Below are 20840 nucleotides of genomic sequence, written 5' to 3'. Positions count from 1 at the left end.
CGCCCTCAGAAGAAATCAATAGAGACTTGCAGCAGGCGCTCTACTTCGGGGACATCCTCGGCCAGCGAGAAGATCACCACCTGGTCACCCTCTTCGATGCGCATCCCGCCGGTCGGTTTCATCACCTTTTCACCACGTCGGACGGCCCCCACGAGCACCCCTTCGGGAAAGTCGATTTCGCGGATCGTCTGCCCCGCGAGCGGCGAGGTCGAGAGCACTTCGGCCTCGATCACTTCGGCCTCTGCGTCTCCGATGGAATAGACCGCGCGCACCCGCCCATGACGGATGTGGCGCAGGATCGACGAGACCGTGGTGGCCCGCGGATTGATATAGGCGTCGATCCCGAGTGGCTCCATCAGCGGAACCAGCGTCGGGTCGTTTACGAGGGCAATGGCCATCGGGCAGCCGGCGGCCTTGGCGCGCACCGCCGCGAGCAAGTTGGTCTTGTCGTCATCGGTCACGCAAAGTGCGGCATCGGCCCGGGAAATCCCGGCTTCCTGCAACAGGTTCGTGTCCAGCCCGTCGCCATGCAGCACAATCGTGCGCTCCAGCGCCTCGGCGGCCAACTCCGCACAGCGCCGGCTCTTTTCGATGACCTTGGCGCGGATGCGCGTCGGACCTTTTTCCAGCGCATGGGCCACCGCAAGCCCGACATTTCCGCCGCCCACAAGCACCACGCGCTCCTGCTTGCGCACGGTCTTGCCAAAAATCTCCATCGTGCGGCGGATGTCATCGGCATGGACCACCACGTAACAGGCATCGCCGACAAACAGCTGGTCGCGCGCTTCGGGGGCGAAGAGCTTGCCGTCGCGCCGCACACCGACCACGACGCTGCGCAGGGTGGAAAAGAGGTCTGTCAGCTGCCGCAGCGGCGTGTTCACCACAGGGCAGTCTTCGTCGATGGTCAGGCCCAGAAGCTGGGCGGCCCCTTCAAAGAACCGCTCGGTATCAAAGGCGGCGGGCGCCGAAAGCCTCTGCAGCGCGGCCTCGGCGACTTCTTTCTCGGGGCTGATCACCACGTCGATCGGCATGTGGTCGCGGCGGTAGAGATCGGAATAGATCGCCGTCAGGTAGCTTTGCGCGCGCAGGCGCGCGATCTTGCGCGGCACGTCAAACACGGAGTGTGCAACCTGGCAGGTGACCATGTTCACCTCGTCCGAATGCGTGGCGGCGATCACCATGTCGGCATCCCGCGCCCCGGCCTTGTCGAGCACATCCGGGTAAGAGGCAAACCCCGCGATCCCCTGAACGTCCAGCGTATCGGTGGCACGCCGCACCAGATCGGGGTTGTTGTCGACCACCGTCACGTCGTTGCGCTCGCCCGACAGGTGGCGCGCAATCTGCCAGCCGACCTGCCCTGCTCCGCAAATGATGACCTTCATGAATTGCCCTCATCCCGCGATCACGGTCCGCCCGGCATGACACGCGCGGCGGGCATGGTCAACGGTGCCGTGCATGCGGCATGGCCCGCGCCGTCACGCCTCGGGGGCGCTGCCGATCTGGCGGGCAAGATACCATTGCGTGCCATCCGGCGCCCGTATTCCGCCGCGCCGGTCGCCGTCACCCTTCTCCATCATCGGTTGCAGCACCGTCGCACCGGCGGCCAGCGCACCGTCGAACGCGCTGTCGGGATCGGCGAGGTAGAGATGCAGCATGGCAGCAGGCCCCTCGGCCTCCCCCATCATGATGACCGTATCGCCGATCCGGCATTCCGCATGCAGGATGCCGCCCTGCTCGGATGGAAACACGCGCAGCCGGGTCGCGCCAAAGACCGTCTCGCAGAATTGCAGGACGGCTTCTGCATCCTTGACGAGCAGGTAGGGCGAAAGATCGGTGTATCCTTGGGGTTTGTAGGCCATGCAGACGCCTCCTTGTTCGGTGTCCCCGCCAGCTTCGACGCGGTCAGACAAGACGCAGGAGCTGGCCCTTGCGCTTGACGATGTTCTTGTAGTCCCACTGGATCCGGCGCGCCTCGTCCAGCCACGCCTCGAGCCTGTCCGCCTTGATCGCGGCAGCGGAGCCATACCGGATTTCCGCCGCCTTGAAGCGCCCCGAGGGGACAAGACCGGCCGTCTCGAAAGACTGGCCGCTCCAGAACAACAGCCGCGGGCCGGATTTCAGCCGCCCATAACCGACGATCGGATTGCCGGACAGGAACCACACGGGATGCGCGTGCCAGATCTTGCTCTGCGCATCCGGCAACGCGCCGTCGATGATCGCCCTGAGCCGGTCACAGATCACCCGGTCTTCAGGCGGCAGAGCCGCGTGAAAGGCATCAATGGTCGTCGGTTTCATAGACGCCAGCATAGCATGCTTTGCCGCGCGATGCTCCGGTCCCGGATCGCGTGGCCTGCCGTTTCGTCGCAAACGCATGCGCCCCCGCCCTCGACCGGCCGAAGACCGGCTTCAGACCGGCAGCACCGCGAGGGCGATCCGGCGCCCTTCGCTCAGCAGCACGTTGTAGGTGCGGCACGCCGCCGGGCTTCCCATCACCTCGACCCCGAGGCCCGCATCCTCAAGACGGCTGCGCAGCCCGGCAGGCAGATGCGCGATCTCCGCGCCCATGCCGACAAAAAGCACGTCGATCTGCCCGGCGAGCGCGAGAAGCGCGTCAAGATCCTCCAGCCCGCCCCAAGCGCGCGGACCCGCCCCCGACATGATCATGGGACCGTCGATCTGGGTCCCTCCCGCCTTGAAAAAGCCCGGCCCGTAGCTTTCCACGGGAACCGCGTCGGTGAATTCGATTTCATTGATGCGCATCGGTCCAGTCTCTTGCGATGAAGCGGCCTCACCCCCAGATCGGCAAACCCGACAGCGCCGATACGGCGATGATCAGGTAGGCCGCGCTGCGGTAGAGCCGCTCCCGTTCCGGTCTGAAAATAGCAGCCCCGAGCAGATTTCCAAGCATCAGCGGCATCGCCATGATGAGCCCGAGCCCCACCGCCTGCGCCACAAGCCCCCCGCTCAGCGCCAGCAGCCCGATCAGCATCAGGTCGAACCCGTAGAGATAGAGCATGGTATTGCCCCGGATTGTAGCGGGGCCAAGCGGGCTGGCCATGTAGAAGAAGATGATCGGCGGCCCGGGCATGCCCGCAGCCCCGCCGAGAAAGCCGCCGACCGCGCCGATGCCATAGACCATCGAGGCGCGCAGGGTCCCGCGATAGCGCAGCCCGGCCACCAGACAGACCAGCAGCAGCAGCGCGACACCGCCGACCACGCTGCGAAACACCTCTTCCGACACGACATTGAGCACCAGCAACCCAAGCGGCAGCATGACGAAGGTCGCCAGCAACAAGCGGCGCAGATCCGGCAGATCGGCGTCGCGCCACGCGCGCGGCAGGTTGGGCAAGGGGCCGAAGGCATCCATGATGACAAGCACCACAACCGCCCAAACCGGCGGGACAAACTGCCCTGCGACCGGCAGGAACACCATTGCCGTGCCAAAGCCCGAAAATCCGCGCACAAGGCCCGCCATGAAGGCCGCCGCCGCTACCCAGCCGATCCCGTCTGTCTGTGATGCCAGAACCAGCCAGTCAGGCATCTCAGGTCATCGCCGGACAGGCGGCATCAGGCATCGATATTGCCGAACTGGTTCCCGGTCGTGTCGGTCGGCTTGGACCAGTCGCGCTTCACGCCAAGCCACAACAGGATCGCGGAGGCCACGAAGATCGAGCTGTAGGTGCCGACGATCACGCCCCAGATCATCGCGAAGACAAAGCCCCGGATCACGTCGCCGCCCAACACGAACAGCGCGATCAGCGCAAGAAGCGTCGTGGCCGATGTCATGAATGTCCGGCTGAGCGTTTCGTTGATCGAGATGTTGAGCACCTCGTTGAGATCCTTGGACTTGTACTTGATCAGGTTCTCGCGCACCCGGTCGAACACCACCACCGTATCGTTGAGCGAATAGCCCACGATGGTCAGAAGGGCGGCGATGATGGCAAGGTCGAACTTGATCTGAAGTTCGGAGAAAATACCGATGGTCAGGATCACGTCATGCACAAGCGCAACAACCGCACCGACGGCGAATTGCCATTCGAAGCGCAGCCAGATGTAGATCAGAACCGCCGCAATCGCGAGAACGACAGCGATGGCCGCGGTCTGGATCAACTCGCCGGAGACTTTCGGACCAACCGACTCCACCGAGGCAAAGGGCAGTTTCAGACCGGGATCCACCGCTTGCAGCGCAACCCCGACCTCTTCGATCAAGGTGGCCGTGACCGCCTCTTCGCCTTCCTGCGCCTGGATGCGGATCATCGCAACGTTCTGGTCCGGGCCGAAGGTCGGATCGAATACCTCGGAGATCGACACATCGCCCAGCGCCAGCGTTTCGAGGGCGGCACGATAGGTGCCCACATCAACCGGCTCCGTGCTTTCGGTGCGGATCGTGGTGCCGCCGCGGAAGTCGATCCCGTAGTTCAGCCCTTGCAAGAGGAAGCTGGCAAAGCTCACGACGATCAGCAGCGCAGACAGGCCCAACCACAGCCGCCAGCGCGAGAAGAAGTCGAAATTCGTGTTTTGACGAACCAGTCTCAGACGCATGTCAGACCTCGATCTGCTTGGGGCGGCGGCGTTCGAACCAGATCACGATGAGCAGGCGCGTGACGAAGATCGCCGTGAACACCGATGTGAGAATGCCGAAGCCCAGCGTGATGGCGAAGCCGCGCACCGGACCGGAGCCCATAACATACAGGATCACAGCCGTGATGAAGGTGGTGATATTGGCGTCGATGATCGCCGAGAGGGCTTTTTCATACCCAAGCTCGATGGCCCGCGCCGGGCCCTTGGCGGTCTTGAGTTCTTCGCGGATCCGTTCGAACACGAGCACGTTGGCGTCCACCGCCATACCGACCGTGAGCACGATCCCGGCGATGCCGGGAAGCGTCAGCGTCGCTCCGACAAGGCTCAGCAAGCCAAAGATCATCGCGATGTTGAGGATCAGCGCCACATTGGCAAATAGGCCAAACAGACCATAGCTCAGCGCCATGAAGATCAGCACCCCGACAAAGGCGATGATGGTCGCGATCTTGCCGGCATCAATGCTGTCCTGACCCAGTTCCGGGCCAATGGTGCGCTCTTCGAGAAAGCTCAGCTCCGCAGGCAGTGCGCCGGCGCGCAGCAGCACGGCGAGGTTGGTCGATTCCTCGACGGTGAAGTTGCCGGTGATGATGCCGGAGCCGCCGGGAATATGGCTCTGGATCGTCGGCGCGGAGATCACCTCCTCGTCGAGCACGATGGCAAAGGGGTTGCCGATATTCTGCGCCGTGTAGTCGCCAAACGCGCGCGCACCGGACGGGTTGAAGCGGAAGTTGACCGCCGGGCGGCCGTTCTGGTCGAAGCTGGGTTGTGCATCCACCAGCTCTTCGCCGGTGACCACGGGGGCCTGTTCGAGGATGTAGAAGATGCCCTCTTCATCCATCGACGGCAGAAGCTCATTGCCGATGCCGGGCGCGTCATTCTCGTCGCTGGTGCGGCCGATCACCGGCTGGAAGGTCAGCTGCGCGGTGGTGCCGATGATCTCCTTGAGCTCGGCCGCGGAGCCGATGCCGGGCACCTGGATCAGGATGCGATCAGCGCCCTGCCGCTGGATCGTGGGCTCCCGCGTGCCAACCTCGTCGATTCTTCTGCGAATGATTTCAAGGCTTTGCTGCATCGTGCGTTCGTCGGTGGCGCGCTTTTCCTCTTCCGACAGTTGCACGATGATGTCATTGCCGTCGCCGCTCACATCGAGATCTTGCGCGCCGACACCGGTCAGCGTCACGACCGGCTGGGCCAGCCCGCGCACCAGCTCCAGCGCGCGCGCCATGCCCGCCTCTTCGGAGATGCGCACACGCAGCGTGCCGGGTTCGGAGGGTTGCAGGCGGATCGTGCCGACCGTGGCGCGCTCGGGGCGCAGAACGTCGCGCACGTCGGGCCAGAGCGAGTCCATGCGCGCGGCATAGACATCGTCGAGCTGGACCTCGGCAAGCAGATGCGCACCACCGCGCAGATCGAGGCCGAGATTGACCAGACCGGATGGCAGGAAATCCGGCCAAACGCTTGCCGCGTCACGATTTTCTGTCGTGTCGGCGCCAAGTTCAATGGCCTGCATCGCATCGTTATACGTCTCGACGCGGGTGTAAAAGGCATTCGGCATCGCAAGCGTCAGACCCACCAGAAGGGTGAGCCAGATCGTGATGCGTTTCCAGGCGTCGATCTGCAACATGGGAGAACGGCTCAGCTTTCGGCGGGTTCGGTCTTGGAGAGCACCTGCGTGATGGTGTGCTTGATCACGGTCACCCGCACACCCTCTGCAATTTCGACTTCCAACTCATTGGCTTCTTTGACTTTTGTCACTTTGCCAATCATCCCGCCCTGGGTCACGACCTTGTCACCGCGGCGCAGCGCCTCGACCATTTTCGTGTGTTCTTTCATCTTCTTCTGCTGCGGTCGGATCAACAGGAAATACATGATCGCGAAGATCAGAATCAGCGGTACGAACTGGGCAAAGGCGTTACCGTCCATCGGGCGCTCCTCGGATGAAAAAACTGGGGGTCGCGGGGCCAGGCCCGGCGGTTTGGATTTGGCGGAACCTATGCGCGGGGGCGACGATGTGCAAGGACCGAAGCTGCGAATTTGGCCATGCACAACCCATGCACATTTGATGCACAAACCATGCGCATGATTATGCGCAGGCCTACCCGGCCCGACGCTGTGCACGCGGCGCGCGCATGGCCGGGTCGGCACCACCCGAAACCGATGCGAGGCCACGGCTTCGGGGTCGGCAGCGGCTTCAGGGCCCAAGTGGCCACGGAGGCCGGGAGGCGCGGAGCCGATGATGGCAGCGCCGGTTCCGCCGCGCGGCGGCAGGTGACGGCATCCTGCCCGGGGCATGACAGGATCCCTCGCCGCAAAGCGGACCCGGCTTGTTTGCGCCCGAGTCCGGCCTATGCTTCGCAAGACCCAAATCGGAACGGCCATCATGCGCCTTGTCTTGTCATCGCTGCTCTGCGCCATGCTGGCGCTTGTGCCCCACTCTGCCGCCCTTGCGGACCCCAAGGACTCCGTCGGTCGGGTCAATATCGCGGGCTACCGGTCGCTTGAGATGTGCTCGGGCACGCTCATCCGGCCCGATACGGTTCTGACCGCCGCGCATTGCATCACGCGGCCCGAGGACGGGTATGCCCGGCGCATCGCCGACATGGTCTTTGTCGCCGGATGGGACGGCGAGAGCCATGGCGGGGCCTCGCGTGTCCGGGCCGTGGAAGTGCATCCGGAAGCCTATGCGGGCGGGCGGCTCGACATTCGCCACGATCTTGCGCTGATCACTCTTTCCGAACCGCTCGAAACCCCGACCATGCCGGTGGGACGCGCGGCGCCGGGCGGACCGTTTACCCTCATGGGCTATCCCCGATCCACGCCGCAAAGGGTCTATGTCGAGAATGGATGCGACGGGGTGCGCAGCGGCGGGCTGTGGCGCATCGGCTGTTCCGTGGAGAAAGGCCAGTCCGGCGGGCCGGTCTTTTACGGCGAAGGCGACACGCAACGGGTGGTGGCGGTGATCATCGGCATCAGCGATGGCGCGGCGCTGGCGGTGCCGGTCGACAACTGGCTGCGGCGCCGGCTGGCAGCGCGCTGAGGCGGATTGTTCACGCGGTTGGCGGTCAGGCACGAGTCCCTTGCGCTGCGCCATGGGTCCGCCGCACGGTTTTGTGCTGTGGGTCGGTGGACGGAGTCCGCGTCCAAGGTGTTGGCATGGTCCCGCGACACCGGGAGCGCGCTTGAGCCAGCGTCGGGGGCACGCCGCAGGGACCTGCCCTTGCGCCATGCTGCCTGCGCCAAGATCTGCGCCATGCCGCATCAGCCAGGCTTTGCGCTTTGCCCCGTCGCTCCCGCTCGTCGCCACGCGTCGAGGATCGGACGCAGCGCGCCCGGTCATCGCGCCGCGGTCGGCACGCCGCGCCGCAATCGGGCGGCCGCGCGCGCGCCCGCCACGCGCTCCTGCCGCGCGGGCGGGACAACCCGGCTGGAACCGCCCGCCCTCTGCCTGCGTTTTTCACCCATCATGCGGGTTGGAGGCGGACGGGACCGGCACATGTGCGCGTTTTGACCTCGCCCCGATCAGGGCCTACCGTTTGCTGTGGCGATGAGGCATAAGGCGCGCGAGTCGCAAGAAGGATCAAGGACATGCATGACATCCGCACCATCCGTGAGGCCCCCGAGGCGTTCGACGCCGTTCTGGCGCGCCGTGGCGTGGCGCCGATGTCTTCCACGATCCTTGAGCTTGACAGCGCGCGGCGCGCAGCGATCCATGCCGCCGAGACCGCCCAGGCCGACCAGAACGCCGCCTCCAAACAGGTCGGCAAGGCCAAGGCCAGCGGCGATGAGGCGGAGTTTGCCCGGCTGCGCGCGCTGGTCGGCGAGAAGAAGGCCGAGGTCGCCGAGATGCAGGAGCGTGCAAAGGCGCTCGATGCGGAGCTGACCGACATGCTGATGGGCCTGCCCAATGTGCTGCATGCCGACGTGCCGGACGGGGAAGACGAAGACGACAATGTCGAGATCCGCCGCTGGGGCACGCCGCGGGAGATGAATTTCACACCGGTGGAGCATTTCGAGATCCCGGGTGCGAAGCCGGGGTTCGATTTCGAGACCGCGGCCAAGCTGTCGGGCTCGCGCTTCGTGGTGTTGACCGGAGCGATGGCGCGGCTGCACCGGGCGCTGGCGCAGTTCATGATCGACCTGCATGTGGAAGAGCACGGCCTGTCGGAGACATGGACGCCGGTTCTGGTGCGCGAGGACATGATGCGCGGCACCGGGCAACTGCCGAAATTCGGCGAGGACAGCTACCAGACCACCAATGGCTGGTGGCTTGTGCCCACCGCCGAGGTGACGCTGACCAACATCGTGCATGGGCTGACGGTGGAGGAGGCCTCGCTGCCGCGCCGCTTTGTCGCCCACACGCAGTGTTTCCGCTCCGAGGCGGGCTCGGCGGGCAAGGACACCGCCGGCATGTTGCGCCAGCACCAGTTCGAGAAGGTCGAGATGGTCTCGGTCACCCATCCCGACCAGTCGATGGCAGAGCATGAGCGCATGACCGGCTGCGCCGAGGCGGTGCTTCAGGCGCTTGGTCTGCCTTACCGCACGGTGGTGCTCTGCACCGGCGATATCGGGTTCGGCGCGATCAAGACGCATGACATCGAGGTCTGGCTGCCCGGACAGAACACCTACCGCGAGATCTCGTCGGTCTCGGTCTGCGGCGATTTCCAGGCCCGCCGGATGAATGCGCGGTTCAAGCCGGATGCGGGCGGCAAGCCGGAATTTGTCCATACGCTGAACGGCTCGGGGCTTGCGGTCGGGCGCTGCCTGATCGCCGTGCTGGAGAACGGGCAGCAGGCGGACGGATCGGTGGACCTTCCCGACGTGCTGCACCCCTATCTGCGTGGCAAGAGCCGGATCACGGCAGAGGGGGGGCTTGAATGACCCGGCTCTGGGCAATTGTGCTTTTCCTCGTGGCAGTCGGGTTTGCGGCGTCGCCGTTTGTCTCGCAGGGGTTCAACGGGTTTGAACCGGCGCAGTTTCCGGTGCCGCAGGAGAACCCGCCAGTGCAGCCTGCGGGCTATGCTTTCTCGATCTGGGGCCTGATCTATCTGTGGCTGATCGCCGGCACCGGCTTCGGGATGATCCGGCGCGCCGACGATCCGGATTGGGCGCCGATGCGCGGCCCGCTTGTGGTTTCCCTCGCGGTGGGCATGTTCTGGCTGCCCGCGGCACAGTGGTCACCGGCGCTTGCGACGGTGATGATCTGGGTGATGCTGGGCGGGGCGCTGCTGTCGCTGTTTCGCGTCGGCGACACGGATCGCTGGCTGCAGCAGGCGCCCGTGGCGATCTATGCCGGCTGGCTGACCGCCGCCTCCTCGGTCTCCATCGGGTTGATGCTGGCGGGATATGGCTGGCTGCCGGCCACACCCGCGGCGCTTGTGGCGCTTTCGGTGGCGCTGGTGATCGCGCTGGTGGTGCAGTATCGGCTGCACAGGGCACCGGAATACGGCATCACGGTGATCTGGGCGCTGGTTGCGGTGATCGTGGCAAACGCCGCTCCGCTCAATGCCGCGGTCGCCGGGCTGGCGCTGATCGGGATCATCGCGATCCTGGCGCTCCGCGGCACGGATACCGAGTAAAGACTTGCCGATCCGCACGCTGCATCGCTAGGCTGACGCGATACGCACGCAGGACAAGGAAGGCCGCGCCATGTCACTCTTCCGTCGAGGGTTCCTCGCCACCGGCCTGGTCTGGGCCGCCACAATCAGCAACGCGCAATCACAAGCGCCGCAATTGGAAAGCGCAGCCACAGCTCTCTCCGGATCCTACGTGGTCGAGGGGCGCAATCTCCAAGGCTCCGCCTATTCCGGCACGATGACAATCACACCGGACGGGGCCGGCGTGATCCTGCGCTGGAGCATTGGTGCGGACAGCTATTCCGGGCGCGGCGTACGCGATGGGCGTGTGCTGACGGTGGATTGGGGCGATACCCATCCGGTGATCTATGTGATCCGGGAAGATGGCGCGCTGCATGGCACATGGGGCAACGGCTTGGCGCTGGAGCGGGCAACCCCGCGCCCATGACCGCGCTTCCTCACCGGACCCGTCCCTGATTTGCCGGGTTTGATGTCCCTTTCCGGGTTTTCTTCTGTCTCGAAATACTCCGGGGGAGGCACAGCTTTGCTGTGACGGGGGCAGCGCCCCCTCTTTTCCCTCGCCCGATGCCCCCCATCCGGACGGCCAAGGCCCTCAGCCCTTTTTGGACTGCAATTTTCCAAGATGTTTCTTGAGCGCGCCGGCATTCTTCTGACGCCGCCCCTTATAGGGGTTCTTGTCGCCCTGCCCGCGCATGGTCAGGCGGATCGGCGTGCCCGGCATGTCGAAATCCTCCCGCAGGCCGTTGACTAGGTAGCGCGAGTAGCTCTCCGGCAGCTTGTCCGGATGCGAGCACATCACCACGAAGCCCGGCGGCCGCGTCTTGGCCTGTGTCATGTAGCGCAACTTGATGCGCTTGCCCTGCGGCGCGGGCGGCGGATGCCGCTGCACCATGCCCGACAGCCACCGGTTGAGCTCGCCGGTGGACACCCGGCGGTTCCACGTCTCATGCGCCTGCAGGATCGCATCGCGCAGCCGGTCCAGCCCGCGGCCCGTCTTCGCCGACACGGTCACCAGCGGCGCGCCGCGCAGCTGCGGCAACAGCCGGTCAAAGCTCTCCTTGAGCGCGCGCAGCTTCTCCTGCCGGTGCTCTTCCACGTCCCACTTGTTGACGGCCACCACAACCGCGCGCCCCTCGCGCTCCGCCAGATCGGCAATCTTGAGATCCTGCGTCTCGAAGGGGATCGCCGCATCCAGAAGCACAACCACCACCTCGGCAAACTTGACCGCGCGGATCCCGTCGGACACCGAAAGCTTTTCAAGCTTCTCCTGCACCTTGGCGCGCTTGCGCATCCCGGCGGTGTCGAACAGCCGCACAGGCGTGCCGTCCCACGCCATCTGCACCGAGATCGCATCGCGGGTGATGCCCGCCTCGGGGCCGGTCAACAGCCGCTCTTCTCCAAGCAACTGGTTGATCAGCGTGGATTTCCCGGCATTCGGGCGCCCCACAACCGCGATCTGCAAGGGCTTGTCTGCGGTGATGACCCGCGTGGCTTCCGCCCCGTCCTCCGCCACCGCGACATCGGTCTCCGGTGCCTCGCTCGCAATGATCTCTTCGCGGCGCCGGGCCTCTTCCGCAAACGCATCCGCAAGCGGCATCAGCGCGGCATACAGGTCGGTCATGCCCTCGCCATGCTCTGCCGACAGCCGCACCGGGTCGCCCAGGCCAAGCCCATAGGCCTCGATCACCCCGGCATCGGCCGCGGCCCCTTCGGCCTTGTTGGCCGCAAGGATCACATGGGCCGACCGCTTGCGCAGGATCTCGGCAAACACCTCGTCCGCCGGCAGGATCCCCGCCCGCGCATCCACCAGGAACAAACAGACATCCGCCATATCCACGGCGCGCTCCGTCAAGCGCCGCATCCGCGCCGGCAGGCTGTCATCCGTGGCCTCTTCGAGCCCCGCCGTATCGACCACCGTGAAGCGCAGATCGCCCAGACGCGCATCGCCTTCGCGCAGGTCGCGCGTCACCCCGGGCTGGTCATCGACCAGGGCCAGGCGTTTGCCCACTAGACGGTTGAACAGCGTCGATTTGCCCACGTTGGGGCGGCCGACAATGGCGAGGGTGAAGGACATCGGTCACAGGCTCCGGAGATCAGAGCGCCGGGTTACAGCATTTCGCCACCAATCGAAAGACCCCGCGCGCGAGCGGCCCGCCCGCCGCGCATCCCGGTTTCTTTGGGCCTCAAATATCCCGGGGAGTCGCAGCTTTGCTGCGACGGGGCAGCGCCCCAGCGCCGGTGACCCCGACGCGCCACCGCCGGCCCGGCCGCCTCCGCGGGGCGCCGCGCGCGGTTCAGCGAAACGCGTGCAAGACCCCGTCCGTGGCGACAACGTAGAGCGTGCCACCGGCAACGATGGGCCGGGTCGTGGCCCCGCGCGGGATCTCGACCGACACCGCGAGGCTGCCGTCTTCGGGGCTGAAGCCGCGCAGCAGCCCGTCGCTGCTGGCCACCCAGAGCCGGCCACCGGCAAGGATCGGGCCGTGATTGGCAAACGACTCGTCCCGCCGCCGGTTCGGTCGCGCCGAGGGCTTGTAGCCCGGCAGCGCCACCTTCCAGATCTCCGCGCCGGTCCCGGCATCGAGACGGATGAGCTGGTTGCGATCGGACACGAAAAACACCGAATCGCCAACTGGCCAGAGCGGCCCGAGCGCGCCTTCCCGGGCGGTCCAGAGACGGTCGCCATCATAGAGGTTGAGCGCCACGGTGCGGCCCGAATGGGTGCCCGCAAACACCGTATCGCCGGAAATCAGCGGATCGCCGGTCACATCGTCGATCGTGGCCAGCGCGATGCCGTTGCGCCGTCCGAGAATATCGGCATTCCACAGCTGCAAACCGCCCTCGCGGAACGCGCCCTGAACGCTGCCGCCGCCAAAGGCAAAGACCACGCGCTGCGCGCCAAGCGCCGGCGCGGGCGCGCCCGCCACGTTGTTCACATCCCCCGTGCCTTCGATCTGCCAGCGCACCCGGCCGTCATCGGCCTCGATCGCCCAGCCGGTGCTGTCGCCGGCGGTGAGATAGACCACCCCACCGGAAACGGTCGGCGCGCCGGTGGCCGTGCTGCCGAGCCGTTGCGACCAGATCTCGGCCCCGCTGGACGCATCCAGCGCCGAAACCTTGCCAAAGCCGGAGGCGACGTAGAGCCGCCCATCCGCATAGGCCAGCCCGCCGCCCTGCCCCTGGAAGGCCTCGTCGCGCGTGGGGGTGAGGTCATGGCTCCACAGCAGAGCGCCGCCGGTCGACACCGCGCGCACGATATGGTCCGCATCGACCGTGAAGATCGCGTTGCCGCCCATCACAGGGTTCACGTTCAGCCGCTTGCGGCGGCTGTCGCCCTGGCCGATATCGACCGACCATGCGAGCGCAGGCGCGCTGCTCAAGGCCGCGTGCGAGACCCGCGCAAAGGGGGACACGCCGCTTTGCGGCCAGCTTGCATTGGCCTGCGCCGTGCCAAGCGCAATCGCGCGCGCCCCGGTCGTGTCCGGTTCCTCGGCCAGCGGATCGACGCGGGTTTCAAGCACATCGCGCACCGACAGCCGCTCTCCGGGCAGGATCTCCTCCGGATCGGTGCACCCGGCCAGCGCGATCAGCGCGCCCAGTCCCAGAGCGAGCCCGCTGCGGGGCGTTGCGCGGCGCAAGCGCCGGTTTCGTGCTGCCTCAAGACCCATCGGTCTCTCCTCCTGCCTGCCGGGCCGCGCAGCGCTGTGCCGGGATCCCCGGAAGCGCGGCCGGGGCGGTTATCCGCGTTCCAGCGTCCCGCCCAATGCCACAATCAACTGCGAAGCGCGGCTGCGCAAGCCCGCCGTGGCCTCTGCATCCTCGACGATGGCGGTAAACCGCGCGATGGCGGCGTCGATCTCGCCGGTCTCGACGTCGATCAGGCCAAGCTGCTCTTCGGCCAGAAGCCGCAGCGGCTGACCGGCGATGGCCAGCGACTCGAGACCGGCGCGACGCGCCTCGACGCTCAGGCCGCCATCGGAGCGCGACAGCGCCTTATACTGCGCGATCTGGCGATAGATGCCCGGGATTTCGGGGTTGTCGGCAATGGCCTGCAACCGGGCGACGGCCTCCGCGGGGTTCTCGGCCTGCGCCTCTTCCGCGGCGACCAGCATCTGCAGGATCGCCGCCCCGCCCGGCCCCGGTGCCGCAACGGCATCCAGCGCCGCGGCGCGCGCCGCATCGTCCTCGGCCTGAAGCCCCGCGAGAATCGCATCCCCGAAAGCCTGCGCCTGCGCCGCGTCCTGCGCCTTGGCATATTCGCGCCATGCCGCGCCGCCGACAATCAGCACCACGATCAGGATCGGGATCCAGCCATAGCGGCGCATGGTCTTGTAGAGCTTGTCGCGGCGGACCTCCTCGGTGACCTCCTCGATGAAACTGTCGGTATCGCTCACGGCGGGCTCCTGATGTGACGGGCGTCGCGCCCGGGGGCCCGGCGCGCAACATGTTCTGCGCCCCTCTTACAGCGCCGCAAAAGGCGTGCCAAGCCGGGGCGGTGACCGGTTTTCCATCGATGCACCGTCAAAAAACGGTCTTTTTCCGCTCTGCGCCCGTATAACGACCAACTGATCCTTGAAGCTGCCCTTGGGTCGCCCTAAACTGAACGGAACGGTTCAGCGCCACTGCGGCCTGTGCAAGGCGCCCAGAGACATACCGGACCGTGCCCCGGCACGGCCTTGGAAGAAAGAGACGACAATGCGCATTCTGCCCCTGTTGACCGCCGCAATCGTGGCGGTTTTCCTATACGCCCTCGTGATGGAGCGGGACCGGCTGCTGCAATTCGCCCGCGACATGACCCCCGCCGCCGTGCTGGGCGACGCCGAAGACAGCACCGCCGCGGCCAGCGACGCAGAGGGTGCCCCGGCCGTCATCGAGCCCGAGGCCGCGCCGGTCGAGGAGACGCTGGCAGAGGGCGTGGTGCGGGTCATCGCGCAGCGCTCGGTGGCACAGGAGATCGACAGCCAGGTGGTGACGCGCGGCCAGACCGAAGCGCTCCGCGAGGTCGAGGTGCGGGCAGAGACCGGCGGCAAGATCGCGTCGGAACCGCTGCGCCGCGGCACCTTTGTCGAGGCCGGCCAGCTGCTTTGCGCAATCGACCCGGGCGTGCGCGACACGTCCCTGCAGGAAGCAATCGCGCGCCTCGCAGAGGCGGAAAGCCGCGTGCCGGAGGCACGCGCGCGGCTGGCGGAAGCCGAAGCGCAGCTTCCGGCGGCGCGCGCGCGGATCGGCGAAGCCGAGGCGCAGGTGCCGGCCGCGGAAGCCCGGCTCGCGGAAGCGCGCGCCGGCGTGCCCGCCGCCATGGCGCAGCTTGAAGAGGCCCGCGCACGCGTGCCCGAAGCGCAGGCCCGGCTTGCCGAGGCCGAGGCGCGTCTGCCGGCGATGGAAGCCCGCCTGAAGGAAGCCGAGGCCCGCGTGCCGGAGACCGAAGCGCGGCTCGAAGAGGCCAAGGCGCGTGTCCCGGCGGCGCAAGCCAACCTGGCGCAGGCGGAAGCCCAGCTCCCCGCGGCGCAAGCCGCGCTGGCGCAGGCGCAAGCCGGCGTGCCCGAAAGCGCCGCGCGGCTTCTCGAAGCCGAGGCGCGCGTGCGCGAGGCGGAAATCAACCTCAACGCCGCGGAGCGGCTGGAAAACCGCGGTTTCACCGCACGCACCCAGCTTGCGGGCGCACAGGCGCAATACGAGGCCGCAAAAGCGGGCGTGCAATCGGCGCTCAGCGCACAAAAAGCCGCCACAGCCGCCATCGAGGCCGCCAAGGGACAGGTCGAGGGCGCCCGCGCCGGCGTCGAAGCGGCACGCAGCGAGGTGGCCTCGGCTCTGGCCGGTGTGCAATCGGCGCGCACCCAGATCCAGAACGCGCTGGCGGGCATCGCCTCGGCGCGCTCTGACGTGGAAGCCGCGCGTGCCGGGGTCGAATCGGCGCGCGCGCAGGTTCAGAATGCCCGCACGGGCATCGCCAGCGCCGAAAGTCAGGTCGAAGGCGCCTCCGCCGCGGTCGAGACCGCGCTGAGCGGCGTGGAAAGCGCCCGCGCGGCGGTGATTTCGGCCCGGGCGCAGCTTGAAGGCGCGCTTGCGGCCATCGAATCCGCCCGCTCCGGCGAGGAGAACGCGCTCACCACGATCCAGTCGGCACAGGCCGCCGTGGCCTCGGTCCGCAAGGATATCGAACGGCTGGAAATCCGCGCGCCTTTCGCGGGCGTTCTGGAGACCGACACCGCGGAGCTTGGCGCGCTGATGCAGGCGGGCAGCGCCTGTGCCACGGTGATCCAGCTCTCGCCGATCAAGATCGTGGGGTTTGTGCCCGAGGCGGATGTGGCCCGGATCGAAACCGGGTCCATGGCCGCGGCGCGGCTGGTGGATGACCGGGTGGTTGCCGGTGCGGTCAGCTTCGTGTCGCGCTCCGCCGACGAGGTCACGCGCACCTTCCGGATCGAACTTCGGGTGGATAACGAAGATTTCGCGATCCGCGACGGGCAGACCGCCGAAATCGCCATCGAGGCAGAGGGCCAGAAAGCCCATCTTCTGCCCGCCTCGGCCATGACGCTGAATGATGAGGGCACGTTGGGCGTGCGGACGATCTCCGCTGACGGGCTGGCGGCGTTCAACGCGGTCACGCTGCTGCGCGACACGCGCGAGGGGGTGTGGCTGTCCGGACTGCCGGACACGGTGGACGTGATCACCGTGGGCCAGGAATTTGTCACCGATGGCGTCCCGGTCGCCCCGAGCTTTGAGGATCCGATCCAATGACAGGCATCGTTGACTGGGCGTCCGAACGCGCCCGCATGATCATGGCGTTCATCGTCCTGTCGCTCGTGGTGGGCGGCTATTCCTACGTCTCGCTGCCCAAGGAGGGTGAGCCGGATATCGAGATCCCGGCGCTGTTCGTGTCGGTCAACTTCCCCGGCATTTCCGCCGCCGACAGCGAGAGCCTGCTGGTCAAGCCGATGGAGACGGAGCTGTCCGATCTCGACGGGTTGAAGGAGATGACCGGAACCGCGGCCGAAGGCTATGCCGGCGTGGCGCTGGAGTTCGAGTTTGGCTGGGACAAGAGCGCCATCATGGCCGATGTGCGCGATGCGATGATCAAGGCACAGGCCGATTTCCCCGACGGGGCCGACCAATACACGATCAACGAGATCAATTTCTCCGAATTCCCGGTCATCATCGTGAACCTCACCGGCTCCGTGCCGGAGCGGACCATGGCGCGCGTCGCCAAGGATTTGCAGGACCGGATCGAGAGCCTTGACGCGGTTCTGGAGGCCGGGATCGCGGGCAACCGGGACGAGATGCTCGAGGTGATCATCGATCCGCTCAGGCTCGAAAGCTACAACGTCACTGCCGGTGAGCTGCTGGCGGTGGTTCAGAACAACAACCAGCTGATCGCGGCGGGCGACGTGGAAACCGCGCAGGGCGCCTTTGCGGTCAAGATCCCGTCCAGCTTTGACGACCAGCGCGACGTCTATGACCTGCCCGTGAAGGTGAACGGCGACCGGGTCGTGACGTTGGGCGATCTCGCGACGATCAACCTCACCTTCGAGGATCGCGAGGGCACGGCGCGCTTCAACGGCGAGACCACGGTTGCGCTGCAGGTGGTCAAGCGCAAGGGCTTCAACGTCATCGACATGGTCGAGGAGGTCCGCGCAACGGTGGAGCAGGCGGAAGCGGACTGGCCGCCGGAATTGCGCGCGGCCTTGCAGCTTGGCACGTCGAACGATCAGAGCCGCCAGGTTGCCTCCATGGTCAGCCAGCTTGAAGGCTCCGTTCTGACCGCGATTGCGCTGGTGATGATCGTGGTGCTTGCCGCGCTTGGCACGCGCCCTGCCCTGCTGGTGGGGTTTGCGATCCCGACATCCTTCCTGCTATGTTTCGCGCTGCTGGCGGTGATGGGCATTTCGGTATCGAACATCGTCATGTTCGGCCTGATCCTCGCCGTCGGGATGCTGGTGGATGGTGCCATCGTCGTGGTGGAATACGCCGACAAGCGCATCGCCGAGGGGTCGGGGCCGATGCATGCCTATGTGGAGGCGGCCAAACGGATGTTCTGGCCGGTGGTATCCTCGACCGCGACGACGCTTTGCGCTTTCCTGCCGATGCTGTTCTGGCCCGGTGTGCCGGGTCAGTTCATGGGGATGCTCCCGGTCACGCTGATCTTTGTTCTGTCGGCCTCCTTGATCGTGGCGCTTGTCTACCTGCCGGTTCTGGGCGGGGTGACGGGCCGGTTCTCGCGCGTGATCAGCCGGATCGCGGACGGGCTGCGCGCGCGCACGCCCTGGATCCTGCGCGCGGCGCTGGTGCCGGTGGCGTTGCTGGGGCTGTTCATCGGCGCGATGATGGTGCTGAATCCCGCCTATCTCTTCGAGCCGCTGGGAAGCGGCCTTGTCGCGCATCTGCCGGGGATCGTCCTGTTCCTCGTCTTCGCGGCGCTGGCCTCGATCGTGCTCGACGCTGCGGCGATCCGATGGCGCGCGGGGCGCGTCAGGTCAGGGCGCAAGCGCACGCCGTTTGGCTGGTTGATGACGGGGATCGTGGGCAATCCGATCATGCCGATCGCCGCCATCGGGGGCGTTATCTTCTTTGTGATTTCGGTCTTTGGCTATTTCGGCCAGAACAACAACGGGGTGGAGTTCTTTGTCGACAGCGAGCCGGAACAGGCGATTGTCTATGTCCGCGCGCGCGGCAACCTGAGCCTTGAGGAAAAGGACGAGCTGGTGCGACGCGCCGAGGCTATCGTTCTGGCCCATCCCGGCGTGCAATCGGCCTTTGCCTTTGCCGGCGACGGTGGGCTGAACTCCAACAATGGCGGCGTGCAGGCTCCCAAGGATACCATCGGTCAGGTGCAGCTTGAGACCATCCCGTGGGACGAGCGCGCGGCCTATGCCGCAAGCCGTGATGACATCACGCTGGCGCAGCTTGACGGAGACCTCGTGCTCGAAGAGCTGACGCGTGAGATGGCGTTGCTGCCCGGGGTCGAGGTGGAAATCCTCGCGCAGGCACAAGGCCCCGGTCAGTCCAAACCGATCCACCTGCGTATCCGCGGCGACGATTTCGACACGCTGGTGGAGACCACGGCGCTGGCCCGGGCGCAGTTCGACGCAACCCCGGGACTGCGGCTGATCGAGGACACCCGCCCCCTGCCCGGTATTGATTGGCAGATCGATGTGGACGTGGAAAAGGCCGGGCGTTTCGGCGCCGACGTGGCGACGGTCGGCGCGATGGTGCAGCTGGTCACGCGCGGCATCCTGCTCGACACCATGCGGGTCGACAGCTCCGACGAGGAAATCGAGATCCGCGTGCGCCTTCCGGAACAGGACCGCGTGCTCTCGACGCTGGACACGCTGAAGGTCCGCACCGCCGATGGCCTCGTGCCGCTGTCGAATTTCATCACCCGCACGCCGGTGCAGAAACTCGCGGAGATCAACCGCGTTGACCAGAAACGCTATTTCGACGTGAAGGCGGATGTGGAGCCCGGCTTCGTGACGCTTTTGGCCGCCGCCCCCGGTGAGGCCCCGGAACGGCTGGCCTCCGCGCGCGAAGTGGCGCCCGGTCTCGGCGACATCGACATTGCCGGCGCGGGGTTCGAGATCGACACGCTCTCCGATGGCGTGAGCCTCGAGATCCTTGAGAACCGCGCCGCGGCCGGGGCATTGCGGATCGTGCCGGTGACCGCCGCGGAACGGATCGCGGCGCTGACCGAATGGCTGGAAACCGACCCGCTGCCATCAGGCGTCGAGTGGGAATGGACCGGCGACCAGGAGGACCAGGCGGAAAGCCAGGCCTTTCTGACCTCGGCCTTTGCCGCCGCGCTCGGGCTGATGTTCATCATCCTGCTGGCACAGTTCAACTCCTTCTACAACGCCACGCTGGTGCTGCTGGCGGTCGTGCTCTCGACCACCGGGGTGCTGATCGGGATGCTGGTGATGGATCAGTATTTCTCCATCATCATGACCGGCACGGGGATCGTGGCCCTGGCGGGCATCGTGGTGAACAACAACATCGTGCTGATCGACACTTACCAGGATTACAGCCGCTACATGCCCCGGATCGAGGCAATCATCCGCACCGCGGAGGACCGCATCCGCCCGGTGTTGCTGACGACGATCACCACGATGGCCGGGCTCGCCCCAATGATGTTCGGCCTGTCGCTCGACTTCTTCGGCGGTGGCTATTCCGTCGACAGCCCGACCGCGCTCTGGTGGAAAAACCTGGCAACAGCGGTGGTTTTCGGCCTGGGCATCGCCACGGTCCTGACCCTGATCTTCACCCCGTCGATGCTGGCGCTGCGGGTCTGGGTGAGCACCTATGCCCGCTGGCTCGGACGGCTGCTTGGCCGCCTCTCCTTCGGGCGCGGCAGCCGCGTGGCGCGGGACTGGGCGCTGCAAAGAGAGGCCCGCCGCATCAAATCGGTGGAAATCATCTGGGACGAAGAGGCCACAACCCCACCCGCCGTGCCGCAGCGCCCGCTGCGCGCCGCCGAATAACGCGGAACGCCCCGCCGCTCCGGCGGGGCCTCTTTTATCCCTGTCGCCCAAACCCGCCGAAAAGGCGGCCCAACCTGACGCGTCACGCCATGCTTCTTCTGTCCCGCAATACTCCGGGGGTCAGGGGGCTGGCCCCCTGGGGTCAGGGGGCTGGCCCCCTGCGCTCCGGGCGCCTGCGGCCGGAGCCACCAGG

17 protein-coding genes are annotated in these 20840 nt (G+C 66.4%); 6 read left to right on the top strand and 11 right to left on the bottom strand.

From position 1 onward, the window contains the following. Positions 1 to 5 precede the first annotated feature (5 nt). The 8 genes from trkA to yajC all read right to left on the bottom strand — a co-directional run bounded on the left by trkA (position 6) and on the right by yajC (position 6504). Positions 6 to 1382, bottom strand: a complete 1377-nt coding sequence (gene trkA / locus J1C49_RS03205) for a Trk system potassium transporter TrkA (protein WP_227444355.1) — start codon at positions 1380 to 1382, stop codon at positions 6 to 8. Positions 1383 to 1475: 93 nt separating this feature from the next. Then, positions 1476 to 1859 (bottom strand): glyoxalase/bleomycin resistance/extradiol dioxygenase family protein, encoded by a 384-nt coding sequence (locus J1C49_RS03200; protein WP_227444354.1) that lies wholly within the window; start codon positions 1857 to 1859, stop codon positions 1476 to 1478. Between the two features lie 43 nt (positions 1860 to 1902). Then, positions 1903 to 2295 carry a DUF1801 domain-containing protein gene (locus J1C49_RS03195; RefSeq protein ID WP_227444353.1) on the bottom strand — a complete coding sequence of 131 codons (393 nt, stop codon included), beginning with the start codon at positions 2293 to 2295 and terminating at the stop codon, positions 1903 to 1905. 111 nt (positions 2296 to 2406) lie between these two features. Continuing rightward, complete coding sequence (locus J1C49_RS03190) at positions 2407 to 2760, bottom strand: Mth938-like domain-containing protein (RefSeq protein WP_227444352.1); 354 nt, start codon at positions 2758 to 2760, stop codon at positions 2407 to 2409. Positions 2761 to 2788: 28 nt separating this feature from the next. Beyond that, positions 2789 to 3541 carry a sulfite exporter TauE/SafE family protein gene (locus J1C49_RS03185; RefSeq protein ID WP_227444351.1) on the bottom strand — a complete coding sequence of 251 codons (753 nt, stop codon included), beginning with the start codon at positions 3539 to 3541 and terminating at the stop codon, positions 2789 to 2791. Positions 3542 to 3567: 26 nt separating this feature from the next. Beyond that, positions 3568 to 4542 (bottom strand): protein translocase subunit SecF, encoded by a 975-nt coding sequence (gene secF, locus J1C49_RS03180; protein ID WP_227444350.1) that lies wholly within the window; start codon positions 4540 to 4542, stop codon positions 3568 to 3570. Position 4543: 1 nt separating this feature from the next. Continuing rightward, a complete protein-coding gene (gene secD / locus J1C49_RS03175; protein WP_227444349.1) occupies positions 4544 to 6205 on the bottom strand; it encodes a protein translocase subunit SecD in 1662 nt (553 codons plus the stop codon). A gap of 11 nt (positions 6206 to 6216) precedes the next feature. Continuing rightward, positions 6217 to 6504 carry a preprotein translocase subunit YajC gene (gene yajC, locus J1C49_RS03170; protein WP_227444348.1) on the bottom strand — a complete coding sequence of 96 codons (288 nt, stop codon included), beginning with the start codon at positions 6502 to 6504 and terminating at the stop codon, positions 6217 to 6219. Between the two features lie 457 nt (positions 6505 to 6961). On the opposite strand from yajC, the gene J1C49_RS03165 reads away from it, so the two are divergent. The 4 genes from J1C49_RS03165 (at position 6962) to J1C49_RS03150 (ending at position 10602) form a co-directional block, all read left to right on the top strand. Beyond that, positions 6962 to 7618, top strand: a complete 657-nt coding sequence (locus J1C49_RS03165) for a serine protease (RefSeq protein ID WP_227444347.1) — start codon at positions 6962 to 6964, stop codon at positions 7616 to 7618. 548 nt (positions 7619 to 8166) lie between these two features. Then, on the top strand, positions 8167 to 9459 hold the full coding sequence (gene serS / locus J1C49_RS03160; protein ID WP_227444346.1) for a serine--tRNA ligase: 1293 nt from the start codon (positions 8167 to 8169) through the stop codon (positions 9457 to 9459). Next, the gene (locus J1C49_RS03155) at positions 9456 to 10157 is read left to right on the top strand and encodes a hypothetical protein (protein WP_227444345.1); all 702 of its coding nucleotides are present in this window, start codon (positions 9456 to 9458) and stop codon (positions 10155 to 10157) included. Before serS ends, J1C49_RS03155 begins: the two co-directional genes overlap by 4 nt. 70 nt (positions 10158 to 10227) lie before the next feature. Beyond that, the gene (locus J1C49_RS03150; RefSeq protein ID WP_227444344.1) at positions 10228 to 10602 is read left to right on the top strand and encodes a hypothetical protein; all 375 of its coding nucleotides are present in this window, start codon (positions 10228 to 10230) and stop codon (positions 10600 to 10602) included. 165 nt (positions 10603 to 10767) lie between these two features. Here the strand turns inward: J1C49_RS03150 and der are convergent, their stop codons facing one another. The 3 genes from der to J1C49_RS03135 form a co-directional block, all read right to left on the bottom strand. Further along, positions 10768 to 12249, bottom strand: coding sequence for a ribosome biogenesis GTPase Der (der, locus tag J1C49_RS03145; protein ID WP_227444343.1), 1482 nt, complete (start codon positions 12247 to 12249; stop codon positions 10768 to 10770). 220 nt (positions 12250 to 12469) lie between these two features. Further along, a complete protein-coding gene (locus J1C49_RS03140) occupies positions 12470 to 13843 on the bottom strand; it encodes a PQQ-like beta-propeller repeat protein (RefSeq protein ID WP_227444342.1) in 1374 nt (457 codons plus the stop codon). A gap of 69 nt (positions 13844 to 13912) precedes the next feature. Next, entirely contained in the window at positions 13913 to 14569 is a 657-nt protein-coding gene (locus J1C49_RS03135; RefSeq protein ID WP_227444341.1) for a hypothetical protein, read from the bottom strand. A gap of 301 nt (positions 14570 to 14870) precedes the next feature. On the opposite strand from J1C49_RS03135, the gene J1C49_RS03130 reads away from it, so the two are divergent. Both J1C49_RS03130 and J1C49_RS03125 read left to right on the top strand, forming a co-directional pair. After that, positions 14871 to 16916: an efflux RND transporter periplasmic adaptor subunit gene (locus tag J1C49_RS03130; protein WP_227444340.1), complete on the top strand. Its 2046-nt coding sequence runs from the start codon at positions 14871 to 14873 to the stop codon at positions 16914 to 16916. Continuing rightward, on the top strand, positions 16913 to 20647 hold the full coding sequence (locus tag J1C49_RS03125; RefSeq protein WP_227444339.1) for an efflux RND transporter permease subunit: 3735 nt from the start codon (positions 16913 to 16915) through the stop codon (positions 20645 to 20647). The genes J1C49_RS03130 and J1C49_RS03125 overlap by 4 nt, the downstream gene beginning before the upstream one ends. Positions 20648 to 20840 lie beyond the last annotated feature (193 nt).

Source organism: Cognatishimia sp. F0-27 (assembly GCF_020667845.1).
In the GTDB taxonomy this organism is placed as follows: Bacteria; Pseudomonadota; Alphaproteobacteria; order Rhodobacterales; family Rhodobacteraceae; genus JAFMPQ01.
The sequence above is the reverse complement of the archived record's forward strand: the minus strand, read 5'-3'. Positions and strand labels throughout refer to the sequence as shown.

Excerpts from the sequence above, each read along its gene's own strand:
- trkA (WP_227444355.1), bottom strand. The coding sequence starts at position 1,382 with ATGAAGGTCATCATTTGCGGAGCAGGGCAGGTCGGCTGGCAGATTGCG.
- J1C49_RS03200 (WP_227444354.1), bottom strand. The coding sequence starts at position 1,859 with ATGGCCTACAAACCCCAAGGATACACCGATCTTTCGCCCTACCTGCTC.
- J1C49_RS03195 (WP_227444353.1), bottom strand. The coding sequence starts at position 2,295 with ATGAAACCGACGACCATTGATGCCTTTCACGCGGCTCTGCCGCCTGAA.
- J1C49_RS03190 (WP_227444352.1), bottom strand. The coding sequence starts at position 2,760 with ATGCGCATCAATGAAATCGAATTCACCGACGCGGTTCCCGTGGAAAGC.
- J1C49_RS03185 (WP_227444351.1), bottom strand. The coding sequence starts at position 3,541 with ATGCCTGACTGGCTGGTTCTGGCATCACAGACAGACGGGATCGGCTGG.
- secF (WP_227444350.1), bottom strand. The coding sequence starts at position 4,542 with ATGCGTCTGAGACTGGTTCGTCAAAACACGAATTTCGACTTCTTCTCG.
- secD (WP_227444349.1), bottom strand. The coding sequence starts at position 6,205 with ATGTTGCAGATCGACGCCTGGAAACGCATCACGATCTGGCTCACCCTT.
- yajC (WP_227444348.1), bottom strand. The coding sequence starts at position 6,504 with ATGGACGGTAACGCCTTTGCCCAGTTCGTACCGCTGATTCTGATCTTC.
- J1C49_RS03165 (WP_227444347.1), top strand. The coding sequence starts at position 6,962 with ATGCGCCTTGTCTTGTCATCGCTGCTCTGCGCCATGCTGGCGCTTGTG.
- serS (WP_227444346.1), top strand. The coding sequence starts at position 8,167 with ATGCATGACATCCGCACCATCCGTGAGGCCCCCGAGGCGTTCGACGCC.
- J1C49_RS03155 (WP_227444345.1), top strand. The coding sequence starts at position 9,456 with ATGACCCGGCTCTGGGCAATTGTGCTTTTCCTCGTGGCAGTCGGGTTT.
- J1C49_RS03150 (WP_227444344.1), top strand. The coding sequence starts at position 10,228 with ATGTCACTCTTCCGTCGAGGGTTCCTCGCCACCGGCCTGGTCTGGGCC.
- der (WP_227444343.1), bottom strand. The coding sequence starts at position 12,249 with ATGTCCTTCACCCTCGCCATTGTCGGCCGCCCCAACGTGGGCAAATCG.
- J1C49_RS03140 (WP_227444342.1), bottom strand. The coding sequence starts at position 13,843 with ATGGGTCTTGAGGCAGCACGAAACCGGCGCTTGCGCCGCGCAACGCCC.
- J1C49_RS03130 (WP_227444340.1), top strand. The coding sequence starts at position 14,871 with ATGCGCATTCTGCCCCTGTTGACCGCCGCAATCGTGGCGGTTTTCCTA.
- J1C49_RS03125 (WP_227444339.1), top strand. The coding sequence starts at position 16,913 with ATGACAGGCATCGTTGACTGGGCGTCCGAACGCGCCCGCATGATCATG.